Here is a 22,729-nt window from a genome sequence, read left to right on the forward strand (position 1 = left end):
ACCGCATCGTGATCAATCTGAAGGGGGGAGCTAGCTCTCCCGCGTCGGCGCCAGACTCTGTCCACAGGGCAGCACGCCCAGCATCAGGTTCGAGGCCGCCCGCGATCAGCGGGGCGGCCCGCACGTTGAGGAGCTGCCATGCCCGATACCACGCCACTCGCCCCGATGACCCCGCACGAGGCCGTCAGCGCCTTCAGCTACCTCCGGGCCGTCTAGGCCGACGGCGTCGAATTCCCAGGACTCCAGTACGGGTTGGGGCCGCCGACGGTCGCCGAGCCGGATGCCCTACAGGGGGCGACGGCGTTCACCCGAGAGCCTGCGTCCAGAGGACCGGGCCCGTCGGCAAATGCGGGAAGCAGTCGATCTGGCCGTCACGATCCGCGCGGTCGGCGTGCCGTGTTCGGGGGCAGGGTGCGGCTGCCTGTGAGCAGCGCCCTGAGGTAGGCGGTGTGCGCGGTGAGCAGGGCAATGGCGCGGTCGGTTCCGCCCGGCAGGAACGGCAGCACGATCAGCGCCGGGACCGCAGCGGCCAGGGCGAGCAAGACGGCCGGGGTGAGGAGGGTGACCAGCAGGACGCGCTGGATCGCGCCGAGTGCGGAGGGCGGGGGCAGGAGCGGGATCATCATGGCCCCCATCAAAAGCGGTGCTCTCTCGCTCTTAGTAATGGTCGGTGTCACATGTCAGTCCAGAAGCTCCGTGGGTGGTGGTCGAAGGCCGCGTTCCATGCTTCGCCCATCGAGTGCTGGAGCAGCGTGGCCGTCGTCCGGTGGGCGTGGGTGGCCAGCCAGTGAACGATCTCCGGCCGGGTGCCTGCGACGACATCGTGGGCGACCGGGCCGCCCGGCCACGGCCATGTCGCGGGGCTTGGGCTGAAGTGCACGCGGGCCCAGCGGGCGAGCCGGCGGAAGTCCGTGACGCTTCCGCTGTCCCTGGCCGCCTCGAGGCGGGCGCGGTAGAAGTCGTCGTGCAGGTGGTTCAGGACGTCGTTCATCGATTCCAGGGTCGCTGCGCGGGCCTCTGCCATGAGGCTGCTGCGCTGTGCGGCGTCGATGTAGCCGAAGTCGTAGGCCTGCGAGGCGGGCAGCCGCAGGACGGCTGGGACCGGCATGAGATCGGCTTCTCCGTCGTCGCTCCAGTCGAGGAGCATCGCCTCGATGAAGGTGCTGGCCTGGTCGGGGGCGAGTCCTGCGGCGGCCGCGACAACCGGCTCGATACCCTCCACCGGCCGCATCCGCCCGCCGTTTCCACGGGTTAGTGGCCACACCGCCAGGGTCCCGCCTGAGGTGAAGACCAGCAGCCGGCCTGCCGCCGCCCACCCGGCGTACGGCTCCCGCAGTGCGGCGCCGTGCCCGCTGGCCGCGCGGGCGCGCCAAGTCCGCAGGGTGCGTACCAGCCACCCCGGCGGGAGGTTCATGCGCTCGGCCGTACGGCCGCGGGCCACCAGCCAGGCCTCGAAGTCCTCGACCTCGACCGCGCGCTCGGCACGCCACACCGCGCCGCCGCCGCGGCCGGAGTCGTCCCAGTCCCCGATCCCCCGGCGCAGTTCCTCGCGGGTGGCGGCGTTCGCGTACCGGTAGTCCAGACGCAACTCCCGCCACTGTTCCCCCTGCTCGAATAGCATCCGCTCCGCGGCGTCCGTCCCGGGGCCGGTCAGCAGCAGGCGTGCGATGTTGGCCGCCACCCAGAAGCGGACCGCGGAATGCCAGCCCGTCTCCCCCTCCAGCGCCGCGGCCACCCGCAGCAGACGGGAACTGGCTCCCGGCCCACCGGCAGATGCGCCGGATGCACTTGCGTTCTCCTCGGGGAACTCCGCCCGCGACACCGCCTCGTGCACCGCGAGTTCGGGTGCGGTGCTCGTCGCCGCCACCGCCAGACCCCACAGGCCCCGGGCCGCCCGGTGCCGCAGGACAGGCCTCAGACCGTCGAGGTATGTGTCGGTGAACGGCTCCTGGACGGCGATGGCGGTCATCACCGCGTCGGTCAGCTGACGGCTCTGGTAGTCGCGGTGCGCCCGCTGGAACTGGCCAGGCAGCCGCAATGACACCGCCCGTGCCCGGTCGGCCACCCCCGGACGCAGGCGCAGCCGCAACGGCCCTACGAACTCCGGGGACCCACCGATGCTTCCGCCTGCCAAGCGCCGGCGGGTAGCGCAGCACCGTGGAGATGTGCGTGAGGCGCACGTCCGGTCCGCGGTGCTCCTGCGCCTCCAGGTGTTCGTCGAGCAGTTGACGAACCGTCTCGTCCCTCGACAGGCCCCGGCGAGCGGCAACGGCCTTCACTGCGGCAAGCGCACAGGCCGGAAGCCAGACATTCGTCTCCACATGAGTCGCCACGCAGCAAGTATTCCGACACCCATCGCCCGTGCCCACCGCCCTCGCTCGGCGGCTGGGGAATGCCATTCGGACCCCGGCCCACACCGGGGCTGAATGAGCGGCCGGCCATGGCTGCGCCGCGCCCGCATCGACTGCTGGTGACGTCGGTCGCGTTCGAGGGTGTGCGGCCGTCTACGGACTCCCCGGCCGGAACCGAGGACGGTGAGCCGTTCGCGTTCTCCTGGAATCCGGGTCCGGGGCTGTGGTGCCTGGCGTCGTCGGGCAGGAACGAGGCGGGCAAGTTCAGCGTCCTGGTGATCATCTTGTGTGCCTGCGGGGCCGCAACAATCTGCAGCGCGACGTGCGCCACTGGCTGCGCGACGTGCGGGTGGGCTTCGAGCTAGACGGCGAACCGCTGTGGGTGGAGATGGCTGTGCGGGCCGGCTCGCCGCACGGCCACGTGGTGTCCGCTCGGCCCGGCCCCGTGCTGGTCGCGTTCGAGGGACTGGGCGACTTCGAGGAAGGCATGGACGCCTTCATGATGGAGCGTCTGGGTCTGGAACCGCTGCGCACCGCGCAGGCCTCTCCGGGCGGGCCGGACGAGCCTCCCATCACCGGCGAGCTGTCGTGGCCGTCGTATGCCAGTGCCCTGCACATCAGCCGTTCCGGTCTGTGGGCACTGCTCGGCAGCGACACCCGGCACGGGCTGCCGATCCGGCTGCTCGAGCTGATTCTCAGTGCTCCTTAGGCGTCGACGAAGGTGGAGGCCGCCGTCGCGTCGAAGATCGACGCAATCATCCCCGACCACCCCGAAGTCGACTGGGAGCAGCTGCGCGCGGTGGAGAAAGGCCGGCGCTCACCGCTCGCCTCCCTGCGCCCGGCACCCGCGCCTGCCTGAGCTTGCGGGCACCCGTCCAGCGCTACGCCGGTGCTCCCCACCCGCCGCGTCCCAGCCGCCCAGGAAGGCGACCAGGGCGCGGCGCTGCTCTTCCTCCCGGGCGATCTGCCGGGTGGCATGAGGTCTTCGGTGCCCATTCCGCCCACCGGGCCGGACGTCAGGCAGCCCCCTTCGTGACGGGGACGTGCCCGACGTCGCGCGCGCCGTCAGCGGCCTACGGGTTCGGGGTAGCGTCGGCGGCGCCGGTCGGGGTCGTCGACGCCGATCTCGTACCAGGGCTCGCCGCGCTGGAGCCGGGGCAGGGTGTTCACCCACACCGCGATGGCGATGCCTTTCACGTCGTCGGCGAGCGCCTGGAGGCGGTTGTCGAGCAGGTGCTCCTCCTTGCCCGCCAGGACGACGTGCAGCCGCGGGAAGGTCTGGGAGCGGGCGTAGCGATGGCGCTGCCAGAACGGGAAGGTGCGGCCGTTGGTGCCGCGGGCTCCTTCCCAGACGCGGTGTCCGGCGTAGCGCTCGTAGTCCCAGACCTCCTTGGCGAGGCGGGCCTGGGACATGGTGCCGTTGTCGAGCTCGAAGAGGCGGACCTCGCTGGTCTTGGTCGGCAGTGCGAGGACTGCGTCGGTGTTGAAGCTCAGGCCGGTCTCCTTGATGGCGTGGTTGACCTCCACCTGCCAGTCGGTCAGGTGCTTGCGGCCGCCGTAGGCGAGGATCATGTCCGTCACCGCGACGCCGTGCGGACCGAAGCCGGCGCGAACGGCCTTCGCGCCGGTGCTGGCCTTCGGTCGGGGAGGCAGCTCGTTGCCGTCGGCCAGAGCCTTCTGCCCCGCCACGGTGAGGTTCCAGATCTGGTGCTTGCCGTCCTTGCCGTTCGTCTCCGCCAGCCCGAGCTCCGCCAGCTTGTTCATCGCCCTGCGCACGTACGACCGGCCGTCGGCGTCTTCCTTCGTGACTACCTCAGCCATCTGCTGCACCGTGGCTATCCGAACGCACCCCAGCATCCGCAGCGCATCGGCGCACACCTTCCTGGCCGGAGCGGACTTCTTCCCCTTCGCTGACGCCTCAGGGGACGGGAGAGAGGTGTCAGCGTGCCGGGAGGCCGCCTGGCGGGCGGTGTGAGCTGCGGTGATGGGCACGACGTTGGAATCGTTCGCGGCACCGTTCACGGCACTGGCTTCCGGGCCGCCCAAAGGCAGCCCGGCACCCCTCGACCAGGTCGGGCGCGGCTCCGGCTCGGGCTGCCGGGGGCTGCTGGTGTCCGTCATGGCGAGGCTCCTCACGCAGGTGGCGCAGGGGTCCGGATGGAATCCCCCTGTCACCTGGTAGAGGTGTGGCGAAAGTCGACGGTGTGACACTCCGCTGAGCGCCGTTACCGACCCGTGATCACCAGGCAGGCGCGGCTGTTGACCTGTTTCACCGGAGTTGGGCCGTGTCTCACTGAAGATGCACAGATGCTGGTCCGTCTCATCGAAGGTGGGCAGCAGGCGCACGACCAGCTCGAAAGTGGAAGGGCAAAGTGCCTTTGATCTGGGGAAAGCGCCGTCCGTACGGCACGCGTCGCGCTACTGTCCCCATCTTCAGGCACCGATATGTGGGAGATAACGATGGACCGGGCAGAGCTTCAGGCCAAGATCGACGAGCTGATGCGCCAGTACGACGACGAGGAGATTGACGGCGCAACCTACGCCCAGGCGATGATGGAGTTGACCGCCTCCGCGCAGGAGTGATGCCCTGGCCGGCGAGCTGGTCCGCGAGCTGCTCCACCCAGTCCACACCGTGTCGGCGACGTCCTCGTGGTCCTCGGTGAGGAACTGCTGCGCGAAGTCGGGACGGTGTACACCCGGTGCGCCTCACTGCCGTGTAGGGCGCACCGAGTCGTGCGGCGGTGTCGGGCCTCCGGCCCGCCACCGCCTGAAGGGCAACATCACGTGATCAACAACGGCACCGTTCCCTCAGCTCGTTGTCAGGGCAGCGGTGCCGTTGTCTGTAGACAGGCGCGGCCCAAAATTCATCTGTTCACCGTTGTACCGGCTCCTGAATCTGCTGAGGTACGGCAGACCTGGCTGGGGCGTTCTGGTCGGGGTCGGGAGGAAGGTCTTGGTCTGCGGAGCGTGCGGGGAGGGTGTCGGAGACGTCCGGCTTGTTCGCGGCTGCTTCGATCAGCTCGGTGATCCGGTCGGCGAAGTCCGCCCCGGGCAGGGGGATGTCGGAGTCGGGTTCGCGCAGCCATCCCGCGGTGACGGCTGTGGAGACGTAGTCCATGAGTTCGGTGATCGCAGCGCTGCGGGGACGGACGGTGTGTTTGGCGAGGTGGCGCAGGACGCGAAGAAGGGTGGTGGTGGAGGTGCTGGTGACGGGGTGCGTGGCAGGGTGCCACCTGGTTGTCGGGCGGCGCTCATGATGCCCGCTGCGGGCGTTGGGCTCGGGCGGGGGCTTGAGGTCGTCGGTCTGTTCGTGCCACCACTGGGCGGTGCCCTGCTCCCCCTGAGCGAGGTGGTGCAGGTAGAGGCAGTAGGCCGCGGCGGGCTGGCCCGCGCCGGCGGCGAACTGCCACCACATGCGTGCACCGTCGTCTGTGTCGGTGAGCTGCAGGATGCACGCCAGCGCCAGGGCGCCGCGGGGCTGGGGTACTTGCTCGGTCAGGAAGTCGGCGAGCGTGGTGGGCGGGGTGTGGGTGAGTACCGTCTCGCACAGGGCCTTGAGGTCCTCGGCGGCCTCATCGGAGTCGGCGTCCGTCGCGTACGCGTAGGGGCGGGCCGGGCTGGAGGCCGTCGGAGCGTAGGAGGGAACGACATCGCGGGGCACGGTGCGTTCCTTGACGAGGCAGGCCCTGGAAAGCAGGTCGTCGAAGCGTGTCATGGAGTTGCCCCTTCGTCGGTCTCTGGCGGGTAGAGGATGCTTCTCAGGAAGTGCTCGCCGTGACGCTGGCTGGAGCGGACCATGGCCGGCGACAGGCCCAGGAGCTCGGAGACGCGTTCGGTGGGCATGCGCCACAGGATGCGCAGCGCGATCACGTCGAGCTGGTTTGCGGGCAGCCGGCTCATCACCTGAAACAGCGCCATGGTCTCGGCAAGCTGTCGGGCACGTGCCTCGTCGTCGGTGAGGTAGGTGAGGGCGACGGTGTCGAAGGCGGTCTGGCTGAAGCAGGGGCGGCCGTCGATGTGAGGGGTGCGGGCCATGACGGTGTTGCGCAGGACCGTCCAGGCGAAGCGGCGCGTGTTGGGGCTGGCCAGGGCATCGTTCCAGGACAGCCAGAGGATGTCGAAGGTGTCGGAGACGGCGGCTTCGCACTGCAGGTCGTCGGGGAGGAAGGCCTGCGCATACAGGAGGTAGTCCTGCTCGACGTGTTCGCACAGCGCGCGGTGATCGATCGGGGGCGCGGCAGCGTGCGTGGTCGTCAGGGCGGCGCTGTCAGTGCAGCGATCCACCCAGTCGCGGCTCTTGTGGGCCTCCAGAGCGGCCTGCTTCCACAGCCGTTCCAGCGGGACGTGGGGCAGGCCGAGGAGCGTGGCGAGGCGGGAGACGATCTCCCAGCGGGGGTAGAGCCCTGCTCCGCGCAAGAGCTCGGAGAGTTTCGACTTCGCCAGCGGCACCTCACCGCTGAGGTCGCCCAAGGTGCGGCCGCTGGAGAAGTACGCATCGCGCATCGGGTCAAGCCACGCGCGGTGGACGCTGCCCGCGGAAGGGACGATCGGGCCGAGTTTGCGGCCCGGCCGCCCGGGGGGCGGCTGGGAGGGATCGGGCGGCATCATCGGGCGGCGTCGTCCTCTTCGTCCAGGACGGCTGCCTCGCGGGGGCCTGCGGCCGGAGCGTGGGTGCGTACCGCGCGGACGATCTGCACGATGGTCAGCCCGAGCACCGGTGCCAGGCTCGCGACCGCGACCGCCTGGCCCAGCCAGGCCATGACCGCGCTCCACGCCAGGACGAGCCCGGTCACGGTCGCCGTGGTGATCAGTATCTGCTTAAGTCCCATAGGAATCCCTTGGTTGTCGGTCGGCCTGATGCGGCGAGGCCCCCATCCGGAAGGGACCTCAGAGGGCACCCCGGGAAGGGACGGCGGGTGCCGGCCGCCGTCCATCCGGGTTGCTGGCCAACCAGCATGTGAGGCAAGCGAGTTGCACACAACGTGATCAAGGAATCACGGAACAATGACAGTCACAGGGGCGCTACCCGGCCGGGGTCTTCGGGCAAAGGAACCGCACAAATACGGCGCGTCCGGGGGGAAGTTCCCGGTTTTCCTTGCATTCGAGCCGTGCAGCCGCGTCAATGGAAACAAGGCATCCACTGGGTGTCGGCCTTCCATCCGGAAGAGCCCGCCCCCGTGCCGAGATTTTCTGGGGGCGTGCTGACTGTTCTCGCCTGGCCGCAGGTAACGGCCAGGCGAGAGCGGAGCCGCCCGTGAGGGCTTTTCGACGGTAGCCCAGCCCACTGACAACGACCGCCCAGCGTGCCCCGGCCACAGCCGCACCACAGAGGCACCCAGGGGCGCACGGGCGTGAACACACACGGCAACTCCCTCAACCCCCGCACCGCCTGGCAGCCCTCGCCCACTCCGGGGGAGGGCTGCCGCCACCGCGGACGCTCGCCGCCGGCCCCCTTCCCGTCAGCGACCGGGCGACTGGGCCGGTTCGGGGATCATCGAGCCGGTGTGATGGTGACGGGCACATCCGGACACTGGTCGAGCACCTCGGCGATCGCGGCCTTCTCGTCGGCGTCGACGCTCAGGCGCCAGCGCATCTTGGTGGCCACCCAGTCGGTGAGGTACTGGCAGCGGTAGCCGACGGCCGGCGGCAGCCACGTGGACGGGTCCTGGTCGGCCTTGGACCGGTTCGACGCGGCCGACACCGCGATCAGGGAGCGGTCGTCGCCGAGGTCGTTGGCGTAGGCCTCACGTTCCTTGGCGCTCCAGTCGGAGGCGCCGGAGTCCCATGCCTCGGCGAGCGGGACCAGGTGGTCGATGTCCAGGCCGCTCGGTCCCTGGATGAAGCGGTCGTCGTACGGGGAGAACCACGCTCCCCCGCTCAGCCGGCAGCTCGCGCCCTGCTCCGGGGCGACGACGGCTTCGGCCTTGAGGACCTCGGCGCGGGTGTTGCAGCCGTCCTTGTCGGCGTCGACCCAGTGCTTGAACTTCGTGCGCTCGTACCCGGTGCGGTCCTCGCTGCGGACCGGGAACTGGGTGAGGGCGTCCTGGACGGGCAGGGTGACGGTATCCCGCGGTGCGGTGGCGGCCGGGGCGGTGTGCGCGGTTGTAAGGGTGAGGAGGGCGGCGAGTACGGCGGCCGCGGTGATGGTGGTGCGGGCGAGGCGCACGAGCGAGGTCCTCTCGAAAGATCACGGGCGGTTGGTGATCTTCGTAGCGGCTCCCGAAGGCGAACCGCCCGGCGACCGGCAGCGGCTCTACCCGATCTGGGGTTAAGTCCGATCGTCGGCGCGCGCAGCGGGCCGCTTAGGATCCGTGCCGTGGTCCAGGTCCCCGATGAGTTGATCAAGCTGGAGCGATTCGCTGAGGAAGAGCGCGCGAAGCTCGCCGGTCTGACCGGTGACGACTACGACGCCCAGTGGCGCCGCTGGCGCAAGGCGTCCGAGAAGGTGCAGGCCGCTGTCACCGCGCACGCCGAAGCCACCGAGAGCAACCGGTATGAGCTGGAGCAGGCCGTGAAGAAGGCCGTGCGGCACGCGCAAGATGACCCGCCGACCGAATAGCCACCGGTCGTCGCGCCAGGTGGCCAGCGCGCCGGCGGTCTCGTCGTCGGTGAGGGTGACGCGGGCGTCCGGCATGCTGCCGTACTCGCCGATCCAGCGGCGGAACTTGTCCCGCGCGACCTCCTCACGGTGCCACCAGCCGTGTTGCATCGGTCGGCCGCCGGATTCGAGCAGCGAGTGGTAGCGGCCGGCGCCGGTCATGCGAGGCGGATCCCTCGCGACCGCCCCGGCTCGCGGACGATCGCCCGTTTCGCCTCCAGCTCGCCCAACTGGTAGTGCACAGAGGCCCGGCTGCGCATGCCGACAGCCGCGCCGATCTGCTGCATCGTCGGCGCCTCGCCGTAGTCGGCGATGTGCTGGCGGATACAGCACAGGATGCGCTCCTGGGTCTCGGTGAGGTAGTCGACGCGATGCATACTTCAATTAGAGCGTTTGTTCGAATTCGAGAGCAAACGGCAGACACGGCAGCCAGGGAGCAGCAGGTGGGTGGTGAGCAGCCGCTCTCGCGTCTGGACGCGCTGCGTTTCGCCCGGCGCGTCGTCGAGCAGCAGGCCGTCCGGCAATTGGGGCTCATCGACCGCTGGATCGCCGAGGAGGAGCGGCGGGAGGCGGAGAGGCTTCAGGGTGAGCGGATGCGGCCGGCCCCTGCGAACTGGCTGATCCAGTACGGCCTGAACCGGGACAACGTCGACGCTGTCCACGTCGGCGGCTGCTGGGCCGCGAAGAAGAGCGGCCGCTGCCGGCCCGCCACGCGCGAGCAGGCCCTCGACGCTCTCCGGAACGGAGTGCCGCCGTGCGTGCACTGCCGACCCGACGCAGCCTGCGGCATCGACTGAAACGAGAACTCCCCGGCCAGCGTACTGACCGGGGCGACCCCGCAAAGGGGTGTGATCGTGAAGGGCTGTCGCCTACGCGGCGAAAGGCAATGCGAGGCTTCAGCCGAACGATCGTCCTCGCATGCAATAGATGAGGCCCGGGGACACTGTTCCCTTCACCATCACGCCCGCTTCAACCACACTCGCCCGGCGAACATTCCCGCGTTCGTGCTGCCCGTCCTGCCGTCCGCAGTCCAGCGTAAATGCCGTCTGCTCGGCCCCTGCCTGTACCGCCACGGTGATCACTCGCTCTCACTCGTGGGGCACCACGCGCCCGTATCGAGATCTTCTCGAAGCTCCCCGTTGCACAGCCGGCATCGCCGCCGTCGTCCATGAGCTGACCTACTCGGCCGGGTGAACACCGCCAGGAGAGGAGAACTACGGGCAGCTCCGGCGCGTCGTGCCGGGTATGAAGCCGATCAGTGAAGTGCATGTGGCGGAGCCGGGTCTGGCCGTCGTCGAGGTCGCGGCCTGTGACGACCAGACCGCCTTCGCCGTTCAGGATCTGCTCGCCGGGCGGTGGGCAGCCGCGATCGCGGATACCACGACCCGGGCGCCCGGCGAGCCCGGCGTCCGGCTGCGCCTCTACCTGGACGTGCGCCAAGAGCTCGGTTCGTAGCGTCGCAGACCTCTCAGTTCCGCAGATTCCTTCGCGGTCGGCGATGTCCTGCAGCGACAAATGGTCGTGTTCGTACCAGGTGCGCCATTGCTCGATGCGGGTGGCGATGTGCTGGGTGCGCCGGAACCGGAGCGGGCTCAGTCGAGTCTGGCCACCGTGCGCCTCGCCTTTCTAAAGAACAGCGTCCCGATCCGTCCATCTGGATCTTTCCGACGCCGACGATGAACAGGAAGTGGCTCACGCACCCCGCAGCGTGGGAGCCACCGGGGAGAGCACCGGTCTGACCTCTCGCACCTCGTGCCAGGGCTTACGCCCGATAGCACGGCCGACGATCTCTTCGGAGATGCCGGCCTGGTAAACGTTGGCGATGTCCCAGAAGGTGATCATGCTCGACGACCTGCAGAAAGTGCTGCGAGGTCTAGACCTCGGCCAGCGCCCTGTTCACGAGGCAGGAGAGATACGGACGGTCGCCGAGCGGGGGCCGCGTCCGAGCATCGGCTCCAGGTACGGGCTGGGGGCGTACTTGGTGCGGTATGCGTCGTCGACGGCGTCGAGGACGGAGCCGTCGGTGGGTTCGAAGTGCACCTCGTAGTCGGTGCTGGCGATGCGGATGCGTCCGCCCTGCTGCGTCATCGCGGCCTGGTACCAGCGGGAGTCGGGGCCGTTGTAGGGGCGGACGTAGAGGTCACCGCCCGCGACGACGGACCAGATCCAGGTGGGGGTGCCGTAGGTGACGCCGTCCTCGCGGAAAGGTGAGATGTGCAGGTCGTCGGCTGCTGTGAACGAGCGTAGCTGTGTCTGGTTCCAGGTGCTCATGGTGGTCTCCATGACGGGTCGGGGACGGCCGGCGCCGGGGCACGGTGGTGCGTGCCGTGCCCCGGCGCCGGGTGCCCCGGTTGGGGGCGGTCAGTGGGTGGTGTATCCGCCGTCGACGGGCAGGGCGACGCCGATCACGAAGCTGGCGCCGGGGCTGCACAGCCACAGGGCGGCCGCGGCGACTTCCTCGGCCTGGCCGAGGCGTCCGATGGGCTGTTCGCTCATGATCGCGGCCATGGCCTCGGCCTGTCCCTCGAGCATGTCGGCGACCATCGGGGTCTCGATCACGCCGGGGCAGACGGCGTTGATGCGGATGCCCTTCGGCGCGTATTCGACCGCTGCGCTCTTGGTCAGGCCGATCACGCCGTGCTTGGAGGCGTGGTAGGCGGCGCGCTCGGGCAGGCCGACCAGGCCGCCGAGGGATGAGCAGTTGACGATGGCGCCGGAGCCCTGGGCGCGCATCTGGCGCAGTTCGTGCTTCTGGGCGGCCCACACGCCGCGCAGGTTGACGGCGTTGACGCGATCGAAGTTCTCGGCCGTCTCGTCGGCGGCGTCCGACGGCGGGACCTGGATGCCGGCGTTGTTGAAGGCCATGTCCAGGCGGCCGTAGGTATCCACGGCGCTCTGGACCATGGCGGCGGCCTGGTCCTCGTCGGTGACGTCGCAGACCACGCCGATGGCCTGGTGCCCGGCGTCGGTGAGTTCCTGCGCCGCGTTCTCGACGGCGTCCTTGTTGAGGTCGGCCAGTACGACGGCCGCACCGGCCTGGGCGAAGGCGCGGGCGGCGGCCAGGCCCATGCCGGAGGCCGCGCCGGTGACCAGGGCGACCTGGCCTTCGAAGTTGTACTGCGGGTTCATGCTCAGGGATCCAATCTCTGGGGCAGGCGGGCCCAGGCGTTGGAGCACCCGCCTCGTGCAGGGGTTCGTGTCAGCCGCGTTCTCGGCTGCGACGGATGTGTCGATGGTTGTTTCAGGGGCGCAGGAGGGTCTTGATGGCGCGGCGCTCGTCCATGGCCCGATAGCCCTCGGCGGCCTTCTCCAGGGGAAGCTCGAGGTCGAAGACCTTGCCCGGGTTGATCCGGCTGTCAAGGACGCGCTCGATGAGGCCGGGCAGGAAGGCGCGGACCGGGGCGGGACCGCCGCGCAGGGCCGCGTGGGAGAAGAACAGTTCCTGTCCGTCGATCTGGACGCCGTGCGGGACGCCGACGAAGCCGACGTTGCCGCCGGGGCGGGTGGCGTGCAGGGCCTGCTGCATGGACTCGGGGCTGCCCACGCACTCCAGGACGGCGTCCGCCCCGATGCCTCCGGTCAGCTCCTTGACCCGGGCTACACCCTCGTCGCCGCGCTCGGCGATGACGTCGGTGGCGCCGAACTCTCGAGCCAGCTGCTGGCGGGACGTGTGCCGCGACATCGCGATGATGCGGGTCGCCCCGAGTTCCTTGGCGGCGATCACGGCGCACAGGCCGACCGCGCCGTCCCCGACCACCGCGACGGTGTCCCCGGGCTTGACCTGGGCGGCGACGGCCGCGTACCAGCCGGTGCCCATCACGTCGGAGCAGGCCAGCAGGCTCGGGATGTGCTCCTCGGACACCTCTCCGGGGACGTGGACGAGGGTGCCGTCGGCGAGCGGGACGCGGACGTACTCGGCTTGGCAGCCGCCGACGAACTCGCGGTGCAGGCAGTTGGTCTGGTAGCCGTTTGCGCAGTTGGGGCAGGTGTTGTCCGAGGCGAAGAACGAGCCGACCACGAGCTGGCCGGGCTTGATGCTCGTCACCTCGCTGCCGACCTCTTCGACGATGCCGACGTATTCGTGGCCGCCGGGCGTGGGCTCGGCGACCTCGTTGATGCCTCGGTAGTCCCACAGGTCCGAGCCGCACACACAGGTGGCGACGGTGCGGATCACCGCATCCGTGGGCTGCTGCAGGGAGGCCTTGGGCAGGTCTTCGACCCGCACGTCGCCAGGGGCGTGAAGCACAGTTGCGCGCATGAATCTTTCCGTGATCGAGGGGAGGAGTGCGGGGCGCTGGACGGCTCCAGGCACCCCGAAGGTCAGGAGCTGCGGGTGGGGCGACGGGGGCCTGCGTGCTGGTCGCCCGCGGGCTGCCCGTCTTCCGCCATCTCCGACTCCTTTCCGTGTCGCGGCCCAGCGCGTTCCCGCACTCGCGGGGAAGGGCATCGCCTTCTATTCCGCCCTCCCCGGACCGTGTGCGCCGCCAGGCGGAGGGGCGGCCGTCTGCTGGCCTGACATCGATGAAACGGCAGGTCACGCGCGTGCGGAAGGACCCGCTGTTACATGTACTGGCAGGGCACCCCTCACACACCGCGATCGTCGTAGCCTCGAAGACATGGACAACCGAAGCGAGGTCCGCGAGTTCCTCACCAGTCGCCGCGCCAAGATCACCCCGCAGCAGGCGGGCCTGCCCGCCGCAGGCCACCGCCGGGTCAAGGGGCTGCGCCGCGAAGAGGCCGCGACGCTCGCGGGGGTCAGCGCGGAGTACTACGCCCGCATGGAACGCGGCAACCTCTCCGGCACCTCCGAAGCTGTGTTGGACTCCCTGGCCCGAGCGCTGCAGCTCGACGAATCCGAGCGTGCCCACCTCATGGACCTGGCCCGGACCGCCAGGACCACCCGCCGGCCCGCCCGCCGCCGCGCGGCACAGCCCATCCGGCCCGCCCTGCAACAGCTCCTCGACGCGATGACCGACGCGCCCGCGTTCATCCGCAACGGCCGCCTCGACATCCTCGCGACCAACCGTCTCGGCAAAGCCCTGTACTGGCCGCTGTTCCAGGACCCCGCCCGACCGGTCAACATGGCCCGCTACCAGTTCCTGAACCCCGGCGCTGAGCAGTACATGACCGAACTGGACCACCAACGGGCCGCGGCCGCAGCCCTTCTACGCACCGAGGCCGGACAGGACCCGTACAACCGCGACCTCAGCGACCTGATCGGCGAACTCTCCACCCGCAGCGAGGACTTCCGTACGTTGTGGGCCGCACACAACGTGCGCCTGCACCACACCGGCCTCAAGCGCTTCCACCACCCCGCCGTCGGCAACCTCACCCTCGCCTTCGAGGCCTTTCCCGTACCGACCGATCCAGGGCTGACTCTCACCGCCATGAGCGCCGAACCCGGCACCCCATCGGCCGACGGCCTCAAACTGCTCGCCAGCTGGGCCGCCACACTCGATGAGAACCGCCCGACGGACAGCGAGTCCGCTGACAACGATCAAGGCGTCCCGCACCGGCCCTGAGCGTTCGGCGGCAGCACGCGAGGGTCTCCTGCCACTCACTCTGTGGCGCGAGTCCTCACGCTCCCAAGCCCGACACTGCGGACACAGAGGCCGACGCAGTCGGAGACTGCAAACTGCTCACGCACCTCTTGGGAAAATGCCACGCTCCTGAGACGACGCTGCCGCTCCACGACGTGAAGTGCCTGAAGACACCCTGGTCAGGAGCCTGACTCGGGCCACCAACCGTGAGATCCCACACCCAGCCTATGGACGTCACCTGCGGCCCGCACCGTGTCAGCACACCAGCGCCCCCGCCCATGCGGCGTACGCATACGACCCGCGATCAGGCCACCCGTTCAGCTGCGTGTACGTGCCCTGGCAACGGGCGCCCCGCTCCGCTGTATGCGTTGTAAGTGCCCTTTCAGGGTGAGGGTGTCGCGGCCAGCCCCCGAGTCCGGTCGCTACACGCTCACCGGACACCGGCCCGGAACGTCGGCGAGCATCCGAATGGGGTGGGACGGCTACCGCACCCGGCTGACCCCGCCGGGCACGTAGGGAAGGTGGGCCGCCCCCGCACGAGGCGACCCACCGTGGACACGTCCGGCTCATGGGCCGGCGTCATCTACCGCCGCACGAGTTCAGTCGCGGTGTCCGTCGCGGTGGCCGCCGCCGTGACGCCGGTCGTCACCACGGTGGTCACCGCCGCGGTGCCGGTCGTCGCCGCGGTGGTCTCGGTCGTAGCCCCAGGACACCTCGTCGACGAACCGGTCGCGGTCGTTGCGCAGGGTCGCGGTGTCGGAATAGTTGTCCCACACGTACGCCCGCCGGTCCTGGTACACGTCCGTCCGGTTGTCGCGGCCGATGCCGGTGTGGATGCGGACGGTGGCGCGGCCGTTCAGCCGGTAGTGGTCGAAGGTGTAGGTGTGGCCGTCCTCGTCGGAGACGGTCCAGCCGTCCAGGTTCACCGCCCGCCGCGAGTCGTTAGTCAGCTCCACCCACTCCGCGTTCAGCGAGCGGTTGGAACGGTCGTCGCGGCCCGGGGAGTCGTACTGCACGTCGCTGATGTACACCGCCGGGCGGTACTGGCGGCCGTGGTGGTCGGCGGCCGCCGCCGGCAGCGTCACCGCCCCCACCACCGCAGCGGCCACGCCGGCGGCGGCGGTCAGACGACGGACGGAAGAAGAAACGGACACGAAGGTCCCCCTTCAAGGTGCGCACACCCAGCCCCACCCGCGGCATCGAAGCCGCGGTTCAGCTAGGTGCGTTGTGCTGGTGCGCAGCCGGTCGGCCGCGCACCCACACCTTCCAGCCCGCACCTCGACCTTTGAGGGATTTGCGAAGCCTGTTACAGATTGAGCAGATTTCTGTGACGCTAACCTGTAATGACCATTTATCGGCTGAATCGGGCAGACCGGTGAGGCATCGGATGCCGGGCCCTTGGAACTACCGGCTTCTAGCGACGCATCGCCGGGCTGCGCCACCCCACCGTGACGAGCGCCCTCACCCGAAAGTGAGTAACAACCCGGCCCACCAATCCGGACGGGACGGACCCGCCGCGGGATGCGCCGGCGACTCGTCACAAGAGAAGAAGGGACTGGAACCGATGCTGGCCGCACCGCTCGCGCGCTCCACGCCGCGGCCTTCCCACCCGCACCCCGGCCTCTCCTCCGGCGGCATCGCTCCCTTCGGCAGGCATGGACGGGCTGTCCGCGGGCGCGGAGGTTGCGGTGCGTCGTCCGCAGCAGGTCGGGTGCATCGCATCGTCACCACAGCCACGCGGTGGAGTGCCGCACCCGGGACAGAGCACGCGCGTCGCGGCGCGCGGCCGCGTTGCCGATCCGGTTCTGCTGGGACCGGGGCCGGCGCGACTGCCCGGCGGCAAGGCGGCGACGTCCGGCGTCCTGGAGCCGCCGCCGCTGCTTGCGCAGCTCCGCCTTCTTCGCCGCCTTCGACTTCGGTTGCCGGGGCCGTTTCCAGATCGGCTGCCACCCCACGGGCTCGTCGACTTCGGGCTCCGGGTCCTCGTCGAGCGCGGCGGCCATCTGCTTGCGGGTGGCACGGGCGCGGGCGAGGGCTTCGTCGGGGTTGGGGCGTTCTTCCGGGGTGCTCACGTGACTCCTCCTATGGTTCGGCCCGGTGTGTGCTGGGCGCCGGGTTGCTGGGCGTGCGGCGGCGGGACCGCCGCCGGGGCAGGCTGCGGACGCAGGCTGTGGGCGGCTTCGCGTGCCCGGCGGCTGTCCTGGAGCGTGGCGGCCACCTGCGCGGCGGCGGCTTCGAGGGTTTGGCGGGTCTGCTCCACCGCGTCGATGTCGACTCCGGTCTCCGGCTCCAGGAGGCGGCCATCCTTCCGGCCGTCGCGGAGCGGCCGCGGGTGCGACGTCGAGGCGGCGGGCACCGCGACGGCGTACGGGCGGGGGCGGGAGCCCAGGCGCTCCGCTCGCCGCGCGGCGCGGACTCGGGCGGCCAGGGCGCCGGCGGCGATGCGGGCCCGCTCGTACGGGGGCGCCGTGCGGCTGCGGGTCAGTGGGCGCAGCACGGCCTGGTCCTCGGTGTCGCTCGGGTACAGGGCGTGCAGGTCGGCGGTCATCCTCCGGCCGCGCCCGACGGGGCGGGTGTAGTCGTCGATGACCGTCTGCACGATCCGTTCATCCAGACCGGGTTCGTGGGGGCGACCGCGCAGGACGTAGGCGAGGTGGCGTCGGGCTTCGGCAAGCAGGTGGTGGCGGGCGAACGCGCCGCGCATCACATACACCACGGCGACGACGTCGACGGCCGCCAGGGCGATGTCGACCACCGGCCGCACCCGCGCCCACACCACCGCGGCCGCCGCCCGCGCCCGCGCCGCCAACCGGTCGACGACCTCGGCGCCGTAGGCCCGGATCGCTGAGGTGCGCCATCGCTCGCGCAGCTCGGTCAGCGACCGCAGCTCCGTGCGCTTGGGCGGGCGCGTCTGGTCGGCGGCCTGGCATGCCAGCGCGTAGGCGGCCCGCTCCCCCGGCGCGTGCCCGTGCTTCTCCTCGTACTTGGCCGTCAGGACGGGCAGCGCGTCCTCGATCTGCTGACGCCGGGTCGACTGCCAGCCGATCAGCCGCTGGTCGATACCCGCGATCTCCATGACGGGCCGGCGGCCGGGCGTCACCTCGCGCGGCTCCCACGCCCACCCGAGCCGGGCGGACACCTCCTCCATGAAGTACAGGGTGTAGAGGGTGTCGGCCGCGACGATGTGGGTCATCAGCGAGTCCGCCGACAGGTTGCCCCACTTCCCGTCGTGCGGCCGCCGGGCGCGGATCGACACGACCGCGTGAGTGTGAAGCAGCGGCCTCGATTCCGTGGCTCTGGATTCGTAGTGCCTAAAGACCGCGACGACCAGCCCGTCCTTGACCCGGGCGCGCTTCTTGCCGCCGGCCTTCCAGCGGATCTCCGCGACCGACTCCTCCGTCCACGCCAGGGTCTTGTCGCGGGCGATGGCGTCGCACAGCTCCAGCACCCGGCGGTGCCGGTCGTCCATCAGGGCCCATGCGACGTGTGCCGTCGGCGGGGGCCGGAACGTCAGGTCGAAGGCCAGCCAGGGGGTGCGCTCCTTGGCCTTGTCGGTCTTCGGTGAGCGGTTGTGCTCGATGGGCCTGCCCAGCACGGTCGCCCGCCTCGCCTGCGCCGGGGTCTTGCCCTGCGCCAGGAGCTCGCGCTCGATCCGGTCGGCGTCCGGGTGCCGGCCCTCCCCCAGGAGCAGCTCGGCCTGCCGCTCGGTCACCACGTCCCCAGCCGCCAGGCCGAGCGCGGCCAGGCCCCGGCCCTTCCACACGCCGGGCGGGACACCGGCTTCGTCCTGGGCGGCGCGCAGCGGCGTGCCCGCCCGACGGTGGCCGTCGCCGACCATCACACCACGGAAGAGGTAGCGCCACCCGTTCCCCGGGCGGACTGGCGACATGCTGATCATCTGCCCATGGAACCCCGGCGCTGACCTGCGCAAAAGCGCGATCCGGGGTCCGTCCCGCCGGGCGGGAGGGGCATCGCCAGATCTTTACCGGGGCGCCCGCCAGGCGGACCGCCGGGTCAGGCCGAGACGGTAAGCCTCCGGTGTGTGCACTCTCCCGCGCATGGAAATCACCAGAGACGGAATCCCCTGCGCCCTCTGCCACACGGTCACCACGGAGTTGGTGTACCTGGTCCTCAGCGCCCAGTTCTCCTTCCCCCAGCGAGAGGTCATCAAGGACCGCTGGTGCTTCGTCGGCTGCCACCTGCTTCAGCCTGTCCGATGGAAGGAGGCGATGCCGCTACTGCCCGGGGACGACGCCTGACGACGCCGTGCGAATACTGCGCACCGCTTGACCCCTGCCGGTGAGCGGTGCGGTGCTGTCCGTTCTCGTGTGCATCGGACGCGCGCCTATGACGTGAACAGAGCCACGCAGCCTGAGGACCGCAGTCGCACCACCAGCCCGACGTGCCTCGGGCCGCGTAGCGCTGTGCCCTGTCGGGACGGGTCGGCATCAGAGCTGGTTCGACGAGGGCGGCGCTTCACGATGATCGTTTCTGCAAGCCCGGTGATCAGGGAGTGGCATGTCCCGGGTCGTGCTACGTCGGTTGATTGATCGCATCAGATCATATTCCGACCATTTCCCTGCGTCTGGCGTGCGAAGTGACATCCACTTCGACCACTTAGGGCGTGGCTGGTGACTGGAAAAGGAAGGAAACGTCCGAGAGTGAAAACAGGCCACGTCCGAAACGCGGAGCTACGGAATCCGGGGATGTTTCCCTGGACGTGGCAACGAAAATCCACCGTCCTGGGAAGATCGTCATTATGACCCAGAGTGGGGCATTTGGTTGATTAGCATATCGCACTGTGTATCGGTAGCTTCACCGTCAGGTTGCGTGCGGGACCTCGCACAACGTCTCCAAACCCTGTTCGAAGTCCCGCACGCTCATGGCAATCCGAGAGGAGCGCCCTATGGGGCGATCTACCCCCCGGCGTCGCCGGGTGAAACAACCGTCCGGCCGCTTCGCACGCAAGCGTAGTGGCCGTAACGAAAAGTTCCGTTACGTGAACCGGTCTGGCACGCATGCCGTTAGTGCGTTCATCGGGATCCTGTTCATCGGATACCTGCTCATTTTCCGCCCGCCAATCCATGTGACGGTCTCCCCCGAAGCCGCCACCGTCGTCGGCGGTGCGCTCTCCGGCGCCGCCCTCCGGCTTGTGTGGTTCCGCCGTTACCGCCGCTGAGAGGCCTTGATTCGGGGGGAGACCGGCAAGCCGGTCTCCCTCCGACCCACACCATGCGGCACAGGCCCCCAGTGCAGCCCCGGCCCGTGCCGCGTAGCCAGCGCGCGTGACGAAACCCGGGGAATCCCCGGTGCATCCGCCGCGGGCGACCCTTCATGAACCCTTTTCGTTACGGGACGGAAGCAACCGTGAGTGACAACTGTGAGTACTGCAGCTCCCCTCTCACCGGAGGCCCCGGCAAGGGCCGGCCCCGGAAGTACTGCACAGACGCCTGCCGTCAGGCCGCCCACCGGCGTCGCACCCATGCCGGACCCGGATCCGCAGCGCCGCCCGCGGCACACCCGGGACCCGCGGCCGAGCTGTCGCCGAGCCCCGCTCGGACCCCTCCGGCCACCCGGGCCGCCGGCCATGCCCCCTCGGCCGGGGACGAGCTCATCGCCGAGATCGCCAAAGACATCCAGGACGGTGCTCGCGACCTCGCGCGGCTCCTGCCCTCGCTCGACGGGGAGGAGCCCTTGCTGCGCATCACCCAACTGCAAGAGCAGCTCGACGGCCTGACCGCAGCAGCCGTCGGCCGGGCACGCTACCGGCGTGTCACCTGGGTCACCATCAGCTCGGCCCTGCGCATCAGCGAGGACACCGCCCGCCACCGCTACACCGACCGCTACCTCCTGCGCCGCCTCGCGCAGTTCAACCGGTCCGGGACGGTGCCTACCACCGTGGTCGGCCTCTTCACCACCCCCGGACACGGGACCGCCTCACCTCAGGACCCGCCCTCAGCCGGCGACACCGGCGGCGACGGCAGCGATTCGGGCAGCGACCGCAGCGACCGAGGGGACGGACCAGACCAGACCACACCCACCGAGCCGGCAGGCGCCGCCTACAACCGGCTCGCGCCCATCCTGTCCATGCTCATCCGCACCGCCCAGCTCACCAACAAAGAGGTCAGCGGCAGGATCGGATGCTCCCCCTCCTACCTGTCACGGATCCTGACCGGCGAACGCGTACCGACCTGGGACCTGACGCGCAAGTTCGCCCACACCTGCGGCGCCGACCCTGAAGTCCTGCGCACCGTGTGGGAGTCGGAGAAGCTCAGCCACAAGTGCCGCGAACCACTCCCGGAACCCGACACCCCACCCCTGCCGGCAGCAGAGCAACTACGCGCCGCAGTCCACACCCTGCACCTGCGCGCGGGACGCCCCGCCCCCAACGACATCGCCGTCGCCAGCCGCTGGGTGCTCACCGCCGGCACCGTGGCCTCCCTCCTCGAAGGCACCGTCCTGCCACCCCCCGACGTCCTGCAAAGCTTCGTCCGCCTCCTGGGCGGCAACGTCGACCACTTCGCCCGGCTCCTGGACGACGCCCACCACGAAGCCACCCACGGCACAGCCGTCCTGCCTGCCCCCAGCCAGCGAACACCCGACCTCGTAACCGCTACCGCACACTTAGAGATCGGCCTCGCCTCCCCACCCGCCTGCCCCGCCGGCCCCGCCACCGTCATGAAGACCTTCAGCACGGTCCTCACCGAAGACCGCACCATCGAAGACGGCCGCGCCCGCCTCCTGGACAAACTCGCCGAACAGAACCCGCAGACAGACCGCGAACGGTGGCGGCCGATGACCGCGATCACCGCCGCCCTGCGACAACGCAAACTCCCCCCCGCCACCGCCATCACCCCCCTCGGAGGAACGTGACCCGTGCGCCCTGCCACACCCCGGTGACCACCCCGACCAGACCAAGCCGGGGTGGAAGGGGGTCCCAGCGGCCGCTCGGTCAGGGGTCAGCCTGTGCAGCGCTCGCCTGCCAGCCGCGGAAGCGAGAGGGGCAGGTGCCAGCCCGTCTTCTGCACGGGCACGGTCTGGTCCTGCTCCTGGCAGCCGCGCTTGGCTCGGCCTTTGGGTGACCTGGCGCCGCCTCCGCGGCGGCCTCTTCGCGGCCAAGGCCGTCAGCGGGCCAGTGTCACAGTGACGGGCACGTCCGGACAGTTGCCGAGCACCTTGGTGAGCGCGGCCTGCTCGCCGGCGTCGATGCTCAGGCCCCAACGCATCTTGTCGGCCACCCAGTCGGTGACGTACTGACACCGGTAGCCGACGGCCGGCGGCAGCCACGTGGACGGGTCCTGGTCGGCCTTGGACCGGTTCGAGGCAGCCGACACCGCGATCAGCGCGCGGTCGTCTCCGAGGTCGTTGGCGTAGGCCTCACGTTCCTTCGCGCTCCAGTCGGAGGCCCCAGAGTCCCACGCCTCCGCGAGCGGCACCAGGTGGTCGATATCCAGACCCCTCGGTCCCTGGATGAAGCGATCGTCATACGGCGAGAACCAGGCTCCCCCGCTCAGCCCGCAGCTCGCCCCCTGCTCCGGGACGACCACCGCCTCGGCCTTCAACACCTCCGTGCGGGTGTCGCAGCCATCCTTGTCGGCATCGACCCAGTGCTTGAACTTCCTGCGCTCATACCCGGTGCGGTCCTCGCTGCGCACCGGCAGCTGGGCGAGGATGTCCTGGACGGGCAAGGTGACGGCATCCCGCGGCGCGGCGGCGGGGGCCGGGGCGGCGTGCGCGGTCGTGGGGGCAAGGAGGGCGGCGAGTACGGCGGCCGCGGCAGCGGTGGTACGGGCGAGGCGCACGAGCAGGGTTCCTCTCGAAGATCACGGACAGGTCGTGATCTTCGTAGTGGCTCCCGCAGGCGACCCGCCCGGCAACCGGCAGCGGCTCTACCCGATCGGGGGTTAAGTCCGATCGTCGACGCGCGCAGCGGGCCGCTTACGATCGGTGCCGTGGCAGAGGTCCCCGATGAGCTGATCAAGCTGGAACGATCCGCCGAGGAAGAACGCGCCAAGCTCGCCGGCCTGACCGGCAACGACTACGACGCCCAGTGGCGCCGCTGGCGCAAGGCGTCCGAGAAGGTACAGGCCGCCGTCACCGCGCACGCCGAAGCCACCGAGAGCAACCGGCATGAAGCGGAGCAGGCCGTGAAGAAGGCCGTCCGGCACGCTCGAGACGATCCGCAGGCCGAATAGCCGGCGCGGACGCCGCCCGGACGTCGGCGCCGTCGAGGGTGTGGA

The 22,729-nt window shown here is 70.1% G+C and carries 27 protein-coding genes; 10 read left to right on the top strand and 17 right to left on the bottom strand.

Annotated elements, in window-relative coordinates:
• Nucleotides 1–371 precede the first annotated feature (371 nt).
• Together AB0947_RS39295 and AB0947_RS39300 are read right to left on the bottom strand one after the other, a co-directional pair.
• The gene (locus AB0947_RS39295) at nucleotides 372–626 is read right to left on the bottom strand and encodes a dTMP kinase (RefSeq protein ID WP_366755183.1); all 255 of its coding nucleotides are present in this window, start codon (nucleotides 624–626) and stop codon (nucleotides 372–374) included.
• A 47-nt stretch (nucleotides 627–673) separates the two neighbouring features.
• Nucleotides 674–2,134: a hypothetical protein gene (locus tag AB0947_RS39300; RefSeq protein WP_366755184.1), complete on the bottom strand. Its 1,461-nt coding sequence runs from the start codon at nucleotides 2,132–2,134 to the stop codon at nucleotides 674–676.
• Between the two features lie 503 nt (nucleotides 2,135–2,637).
• Between AB0947_RS39300 and AB0947_RS39305 the strand changes: the two genes are divergently transcribed.
• Nucleotides 2,638–3,060 (top strand): hypothetical protein, encoded by a 423-nt coding sequence (locus tag AB0947_RS39305; protein ID WP_366755185.1) that lies wholly within the window; start codon nucleotides 2,638–2,640, stop codon nucleotides 3,058–3,060.
• 12 nt (nucleotides 3,061–3,072) lie between these two features.
• On the top strand, nucleotides 3,073–3,210 hold the full coding sequence (locus tag AB0947_RS39310) for a hypothetical protein (RefSeq protein ID WP_366755186.1): 138 nt from the start codon (nucleotides 3,073–3,075) through the stop codon (nucleotides 3,208–3,210).
• Nucleotides 3,211–3,416: 206 nt separating this feature from the next.
• On the opposite strand, the gene AB0947_RS39315 is transcribed toward AB0947_RS39310, so the two are convergent.
• Nucleotides 3,417–4,472: a replication-relaxation family protein gene (locus AB0947_RS39315; protein WP_366755187.1), complete on the bottom strand. Its 1,056-nt coding sequence runs from the start codon at nucleotides 4,470–4,472 to the stop codon at nucleotides 3,417–3,419.
• 339 nt (nucleotides 4,473–4,811) lie between these two features.
• Here AB0947_RS39315 and AB0947_RS39320 point away from each other — a divergent pair, with 339 nt between their 5' ends.
• A complete protein-coding gene (locus AB0947_RS39320; protein ID WP_366755188.1) occupies nucleotides 4,812–4,934 on the top strand; it encodes a hypothetical protein in 123 nt (40 codons plus the stop codon).
• A gap of 289 nt (nucleotides 4,935–5,223) precedes the next feature.
• On the opposite strand, the gene AB0947_RS39325 is transcribed toward AB0947_RS39320, so the two are convergent.
• From AB0947_RS39325 to AB0947_RS39350, 6 genes are all read right to left on the bottom strand, one after another.
• The gene (locus tag AB0947_RS39325; protein ID WP_366755189.1) at nucleotides 5,224–6,066 is read right to left on the bottom strand and encodes a hypothetical protein; all 843 of its coding nucleotides are present in this window, start codon (nucleotides 6,064–6,066) and stop codon (nucleotides 5,224–5,226) included.
• Nucleotides 6,063–6,959, bottom strand: a complete 897-nt coding sequence (locus tag AB0947_RS39330) for a sigma-70 family RNA polymerase sigma factor (RefSeq protein WP_366755190.1) — start codon at nucleotides 6,957–6,959, stop codon at nucleotides 6,063–6,065. The genes AB0947_RS39325 and AB0947_RS39330 overlap by 4 nt, the downstream gene beginning before the upstream one ends.
• Nucleotides 6,956–7,180: a hypothetical protein gene (locus AB0947_RS39335; RefSeq protein ID WP_366755191.1), complete on the bottom strand. Its 225-nt coding sequence runs from the start codon at nucleotides 7,178–7,180 to the stop codon at nucleotides 6,956–6,958. Before AB0947_RS39335 ends, AB0947_RS39330 begins: the two co-directional genes overlap by 4 nt.
• A gap of 662 nt (nucleotides 7,181–7,842) precedes the next feature.
• Nucleotides 7,843–8,517 carry an HNH endonuclease family protein gene (locus AB0947_RS39340; RefSeq protein ID WP_366755192.1) on the bottom strand — a complete coding sequence of 225 codons (675 nt, stop codon included), beginning with the start codon at nucleotides 8,515–8,517 and terminating at the stop codon, nucleotides 7,843–7,845.
• Nucleotides 8,518–8,619: 102 nt separating this feature from the next.
• Nucleotides 8,620–9,111, bottom strand: a complete 492-nt coding sequence (locus AB0947_RS39345; RefSeq protein WP_366755193.1) for a hypothetical protein — start codon at nucleotides 9,109–9,111, stop codon at nucleotides 8,620–8,622.
• Nucleotides 9,108–9,326 carry a hypothetical protein gene (locus AB0947_RS39350; RefSeq protein ID WP_366755194.1) on the bottom strand — a complete coding sequence of 73 codons (219 nt, stop codon included), beginning with the start codon at nucleotides 9,324–9,326 and terminating at the stop codon, nucleotides 9,108–9,110. Before AB0947_RS39350 ends, AB0947_RS39345 begins: the two co-directional genes overlap by 4 nt.
• A gap of 66 nt (nucleotides 9,327–9,392) precedes the next feature.
• On the opposite strand from AB0947_RS39350, the gene AB0947_RS39355 reads away from it, so the two are divergent.
• Nucleotides 9,393–9,746 (top strand): DUF6233 domain-containing protein, encoded by a 354-nt coding sequence (locus tag AB0947_RS39355; protein WP_366755195.1) that lies wholly within the window; start codon nucleotides 9,393–9,395, stop codon nucleotides 9,744–9,746.
• Between the two features lie 448 nt (nucleotides 9,747–10,194).
• Nucleotides 10,195–10,404 (top strand): DUF6207 family protein, encoded by a 210-nt coding sequence (locus AB0947_RS39360; protein WP_366755196.1) that lies wholly within the window; start codon nucleotides 10,195–10,197, stop codon nucleotides 10,402–10,404.
• A gap of 237 nt (nucleotides 10,405–10,641) precedes the next feature.
• On the opposite strand, the gene AB0947_RS39365 is transcribed toward AB0947_RS39360, so the two are convergent.
• From AB0947_RS39365 to AB0947_RS39380, 4 genes are all read right to left on the bottom strand, one after another.
• Nucleotides 10,642–10,791, bottom strand: a complete 150-nt coding sequence (locus AB0947_RS39365; RefSeq protein WP_366755197.1) for an aldo/keto reductase — start codon at nucleotides 10,789–10,791, stop codon at nucleotides 10,642–10,644.
• A 54-nt stretch (nucleotides 10,792–10,845) separates the two neighbouring features.
• The gene (locus tag AB0947_RS39370) at nucleotides 10,846–11,220 is read right to left on the bottom strand and encodes a DUF2255 family protein (RefSeq protein WP_366755198.1); all 375 of its coding nucleotides are present in this window, start codon (nucleotides 11,218–11,220) and stop codon (nucleotides 10,846–10,848) included.
• A gap of 90 nt (nucleotides 11,221–11,310) precedes the next feature.
• A complete protein-coding gene (locus AB0947_RS39375; RefSeq protein ID WP_366755199.1) occupies nucleotides 11,311–12,078 on the bottom strand; it encodes a glucose 1-dehydrogenase in 768 nt (255 codons plus the stop codon).
• A gap of 112 nt (nucleotides 12,079–12,190) precedes the next feature.
• The gene (locus AB0947_RS39380; RefSeq protein ID WP_366755200.1) at nucleotides 12,191–13,207 is read right to left on the bottom strand and encodes a zinc-dependent alcohol dehydrogenase family protein; all 1,017 of its coding nucleotides are present in this window, start codon (nucleotides 13,205–13,207) and stop codon (nucleotides 12,191–12,193) included.
• Between the two features lie 358 nt (nucleotides 13,208–13,565).
• Here AB0947_RS39380 and AB0947_RS39385 point away from each other — a divergent pair, with 358 nt between their 5' ends.
• Complete coding sequence (locus AB0947_RS39385; protein ID WP_366755201.1) at nucleotides 13,566–14,471, top strand: helix-turn-helix transcriptional regulator; 906 nt, start codon at nucleotides 13,566–13,568, stop codon at nucleotides 14,469–14,471.
• A gap of 617 nt (nucleotides 14,472–15,088) precedes the next feature.
• On the opposite strand, the gene AB0947_RS39390 is transcribed toward AB0947_RS39385, so the two are convergent.
• The 3 genes from AB0947_RS39390 to mobF form a co-directional block, all read right to left on the bottom strand.
• A complete protein-coding gene (locus tag AB0947_RS39390; RefSeq protein ID WP_366755202.1) occupies nucleotides 15,089–15,643 on the bottom strand; it encodes a lamin tail domain-containing protein in 555 nt (184 codons plus the stop codon).
• Nucleotides 15,644–16,213: 570 nt separating this feature from the next.
• Nucleotides 16,214–16,561 (bottom strand): hypothetical protein, encoded by a 348-nt coding sequence (locus AB0947_RS39395; RefSeq protein ID WP_366755203.1) that lies wholly within the window; start codon nucleotides 16,559–16,561, stop codon nucleotides 16,214–16,216.
• Nucleotides 16,558–18,387: a MobF family relaxase gene (mobF, locus tag AB0947_RS39400; protein WP_366755204.1), complete on the bottom strand. Its 1,830-nt coding sequence runs from the start codon at nucleotides 18,385–18,387 to the stop codon at nucleotides 16,558–16,560. The genes AB0947_RS39395 and mobF overlap by 4 nt, the downstream gene beginning before the upstream one ends.
• A 160-nt stretch (nucleotides 18,388–18,547) precedes the next feature.
• Here mobF and AB0947_RS39405 point away from each other — a divergent pair, with 160 nt between their 5' ends.
• The 3 genes from AB0947_RS39405 (at nucleotide 18,548) to AB0947_RS39415 (ending at nucleotide 21,362) form a co-directional block, all read left to right on the top strand.
• A complete protein-coding gene (locus AB0947_RS39405) occupies nucleotides 18,548–18,748 on the top strand; it encodes a hypothetical protein (RefSeq protein ID WP_366755205.1) in 201 nt (66 codons plus the stop codon).
• A gap of 677 nt (nucleotides 18,749–19,425) precedes the next feature.
• Complete coding sequence (locus AB0947_RS39410; protein ID WP_366755206.1) at nucleotides 19,426–19,668, top strand: hypothetical protein; 243 nt, start codon at nucleotides 19,426–19,428, stop codon at nucleotides 19,666–19,668.
• A gap of 188 nt (nucleotides 19,669–19,856) precedes the next feature.
• The gene (locus AB0947_RS39415) at nucleotides 19,857–21,362 is read left to right on the top strand and encodes a helix-turn-helix transcriptional regulator (protein WP_366755207.1); all 1,506 of its coding nucleotides are present in this window, start codon (nucleotides 19,857–19,859) and stop codon (nucleotides 21,360–21,362) included.
• A 251-nt stretch (nucleotides 21,363–21,613) separates the two neighbouring features.
• Here the strand turns inward: AB0947_RS39415 and AB0947_RS39420 are convergent, their stop codons facing one another.
• Nucleotides 21,614–22,291 (bottom strand): HNH endonuclease family protein, encoded by a 678-nt coding sequence (locus AB0947_RS39420; protein ID WP_366755208.1) that lies wholly within the window; start codon nucleotides 22,289–22,291, stop codon nucleotides 21,614–21,616.
• Nucleotides 22,292–22,441: 150 nt separating this feature from the next.
• Here AB0947_RS39420 and AB0947_RS39425 point away from each other — a divergent pair, with 150 nt between their 5' ends.
• Nucleotides 22,442–22,684: a hypothetical protein gene (locus AB0947_RS39425; protein ID WP_366755209.1), complete on the top strand. Its 243-nt coding sequence runs from the start codon at nucleotides 22,442–22,444 to the stop codon at nucleotides 22,682–22,684.
• The last annotated feature ends 45 nt before the right edge of the window (nucleotides 22,685–22,729 follow it).

The organism is Streptomyces sp. NPDC047841 (assembly GCF_040704085.1).
In the GTDB taxonomy this organism is placed as follows: domain Bacteria; phylum Actinomycetota; class Actinomycetes; order Streptomycetales; family Streptomycetaceae; genus Streptomyces; species Streptomyces argyrophylli.

What these genes read in the sequence shown, in the direction of transcription:
- AB0947_RS39295 (WP_366755183.1), bottom strand. Translation starts at nt 626, where the DNA reads ATGATGATCCCGCTCCTGCCCCCGCCCTCCGCACTCGGCGCGATCCAG.
- AB0947_RS39315 (WP_366755187.1), bottom strand. Translation starts at nt 4,472, where the DNA reads ATGACGGACACCAGCAGCCCCCGGCAGCCCGAGCCGGAGCCGCGCCCG.
- AB0947_RS39320 (WP_366755188.1), top strand. Translation starts at nt 4,812, where the DNA reads ATGGACCGGGCAGAGCTTCAGGCCAAGATCGACGAGCTGATGCGCCAG.
- AB0947_RS39325 (WP_366755189.1), bottom strand. Translation starts at nt 6,066, where the DNA reads ATGACACGCTTCGACGACCTGCTTTCCAGGGCCTGCCTCGTCAAGGAA.
- AB0947_RS39330 (WP_366755190.1), bottom strand. Translation starts at nt 6,959, where the DNA reads ATGATGCCGCCCGATCCCTCCCAGCCGCCCCCCGGGCGGCCGGGCCGC.
- AB0947_RS39335 (WP_366755191.1), bottom strand. Translation starts at nt 7,180, where the DNA reads ATGGGACTTAAGCAGATACTGATCACCACGGCGACCGTGACCGGGCTC.
- AB0947_RS39345 (WP_366755193.1), bottom strand. Translation starts at nt 9,111, where the DNA reads ATGACCGGCGCCGGCCGCTACCACTCGCTGCTCGAATCCGGCGGCCGA.
- AB0947_RS39350 (WP_366755194.1), bottom strand. Translation starts at nt 9,326, where the DNA reads ATGCATCGCGTCGACTACCTCACCGAGACCCAGGAGCGCATCCTGTGC.
- AB0947_RS39360 (WP_366755196.1), top strand. Translation starts at nt 10,195, where the DNA reads ATGAAGCCGATCAGTGAAGTGCATGTGGCGGAGCCGGGTCTGGCCGTC.
- AB0947_RS39365 (WP_366755197.1), bottom strand. Translation starts at nt 10,791, where the DNA reads ATGATCACCTTCTGGGACATCGCCAACGTTTACCAGGCCGGCATCTCC.
- AB0947_RS39370 (WP_366755198.1), bottom strand. Translation starts at nt 11,220, where the DNA reads ATGAGCACCTGGAACCAGACACAGCTACGCTCGTTCACAGCAGCCGAC.
- AB0947_RS39375 (WP_366755199.1), bottom strand. Translation starts at nt 12,078, where the DNA reads ATGAACCCGCAGTACAACTTCGAAGGCCAGGTCGCCCTGGTCACCGGC.
- AB0947_RS39380 (WP_366755200.1), bottom strand. Translation starts at nt 13,207, where the DNA reads ATGCGCGCAACTGTGCTTCACGCCCCTGGCGACGTGCGGGTCGAAGAC.
- AB0947_RS39385 (WP_366755201.1), top strand. Translation starts at nt 13,566, where the DNA reads ATGGACAACCGAAGCGAGGTCCGCGAGTTCCTCACCAGTCGCCGCGCC.
- mobF (WP_366755204.1), bottom strand. Translation starts at nt 18,387, where the DNA reads ATGATCAGCATGTCGCCAGTCCGCCCGGGGAACGGGTGGCGCTACCTC.
- AB0947_RS39405 (WP_366755205.1), top strand. Translation starts at nt 18,548, where the DNA reads ATGGAAATCACCAGAGACGGAATCCCCTGCGCCCTCTGCCACACGGTC.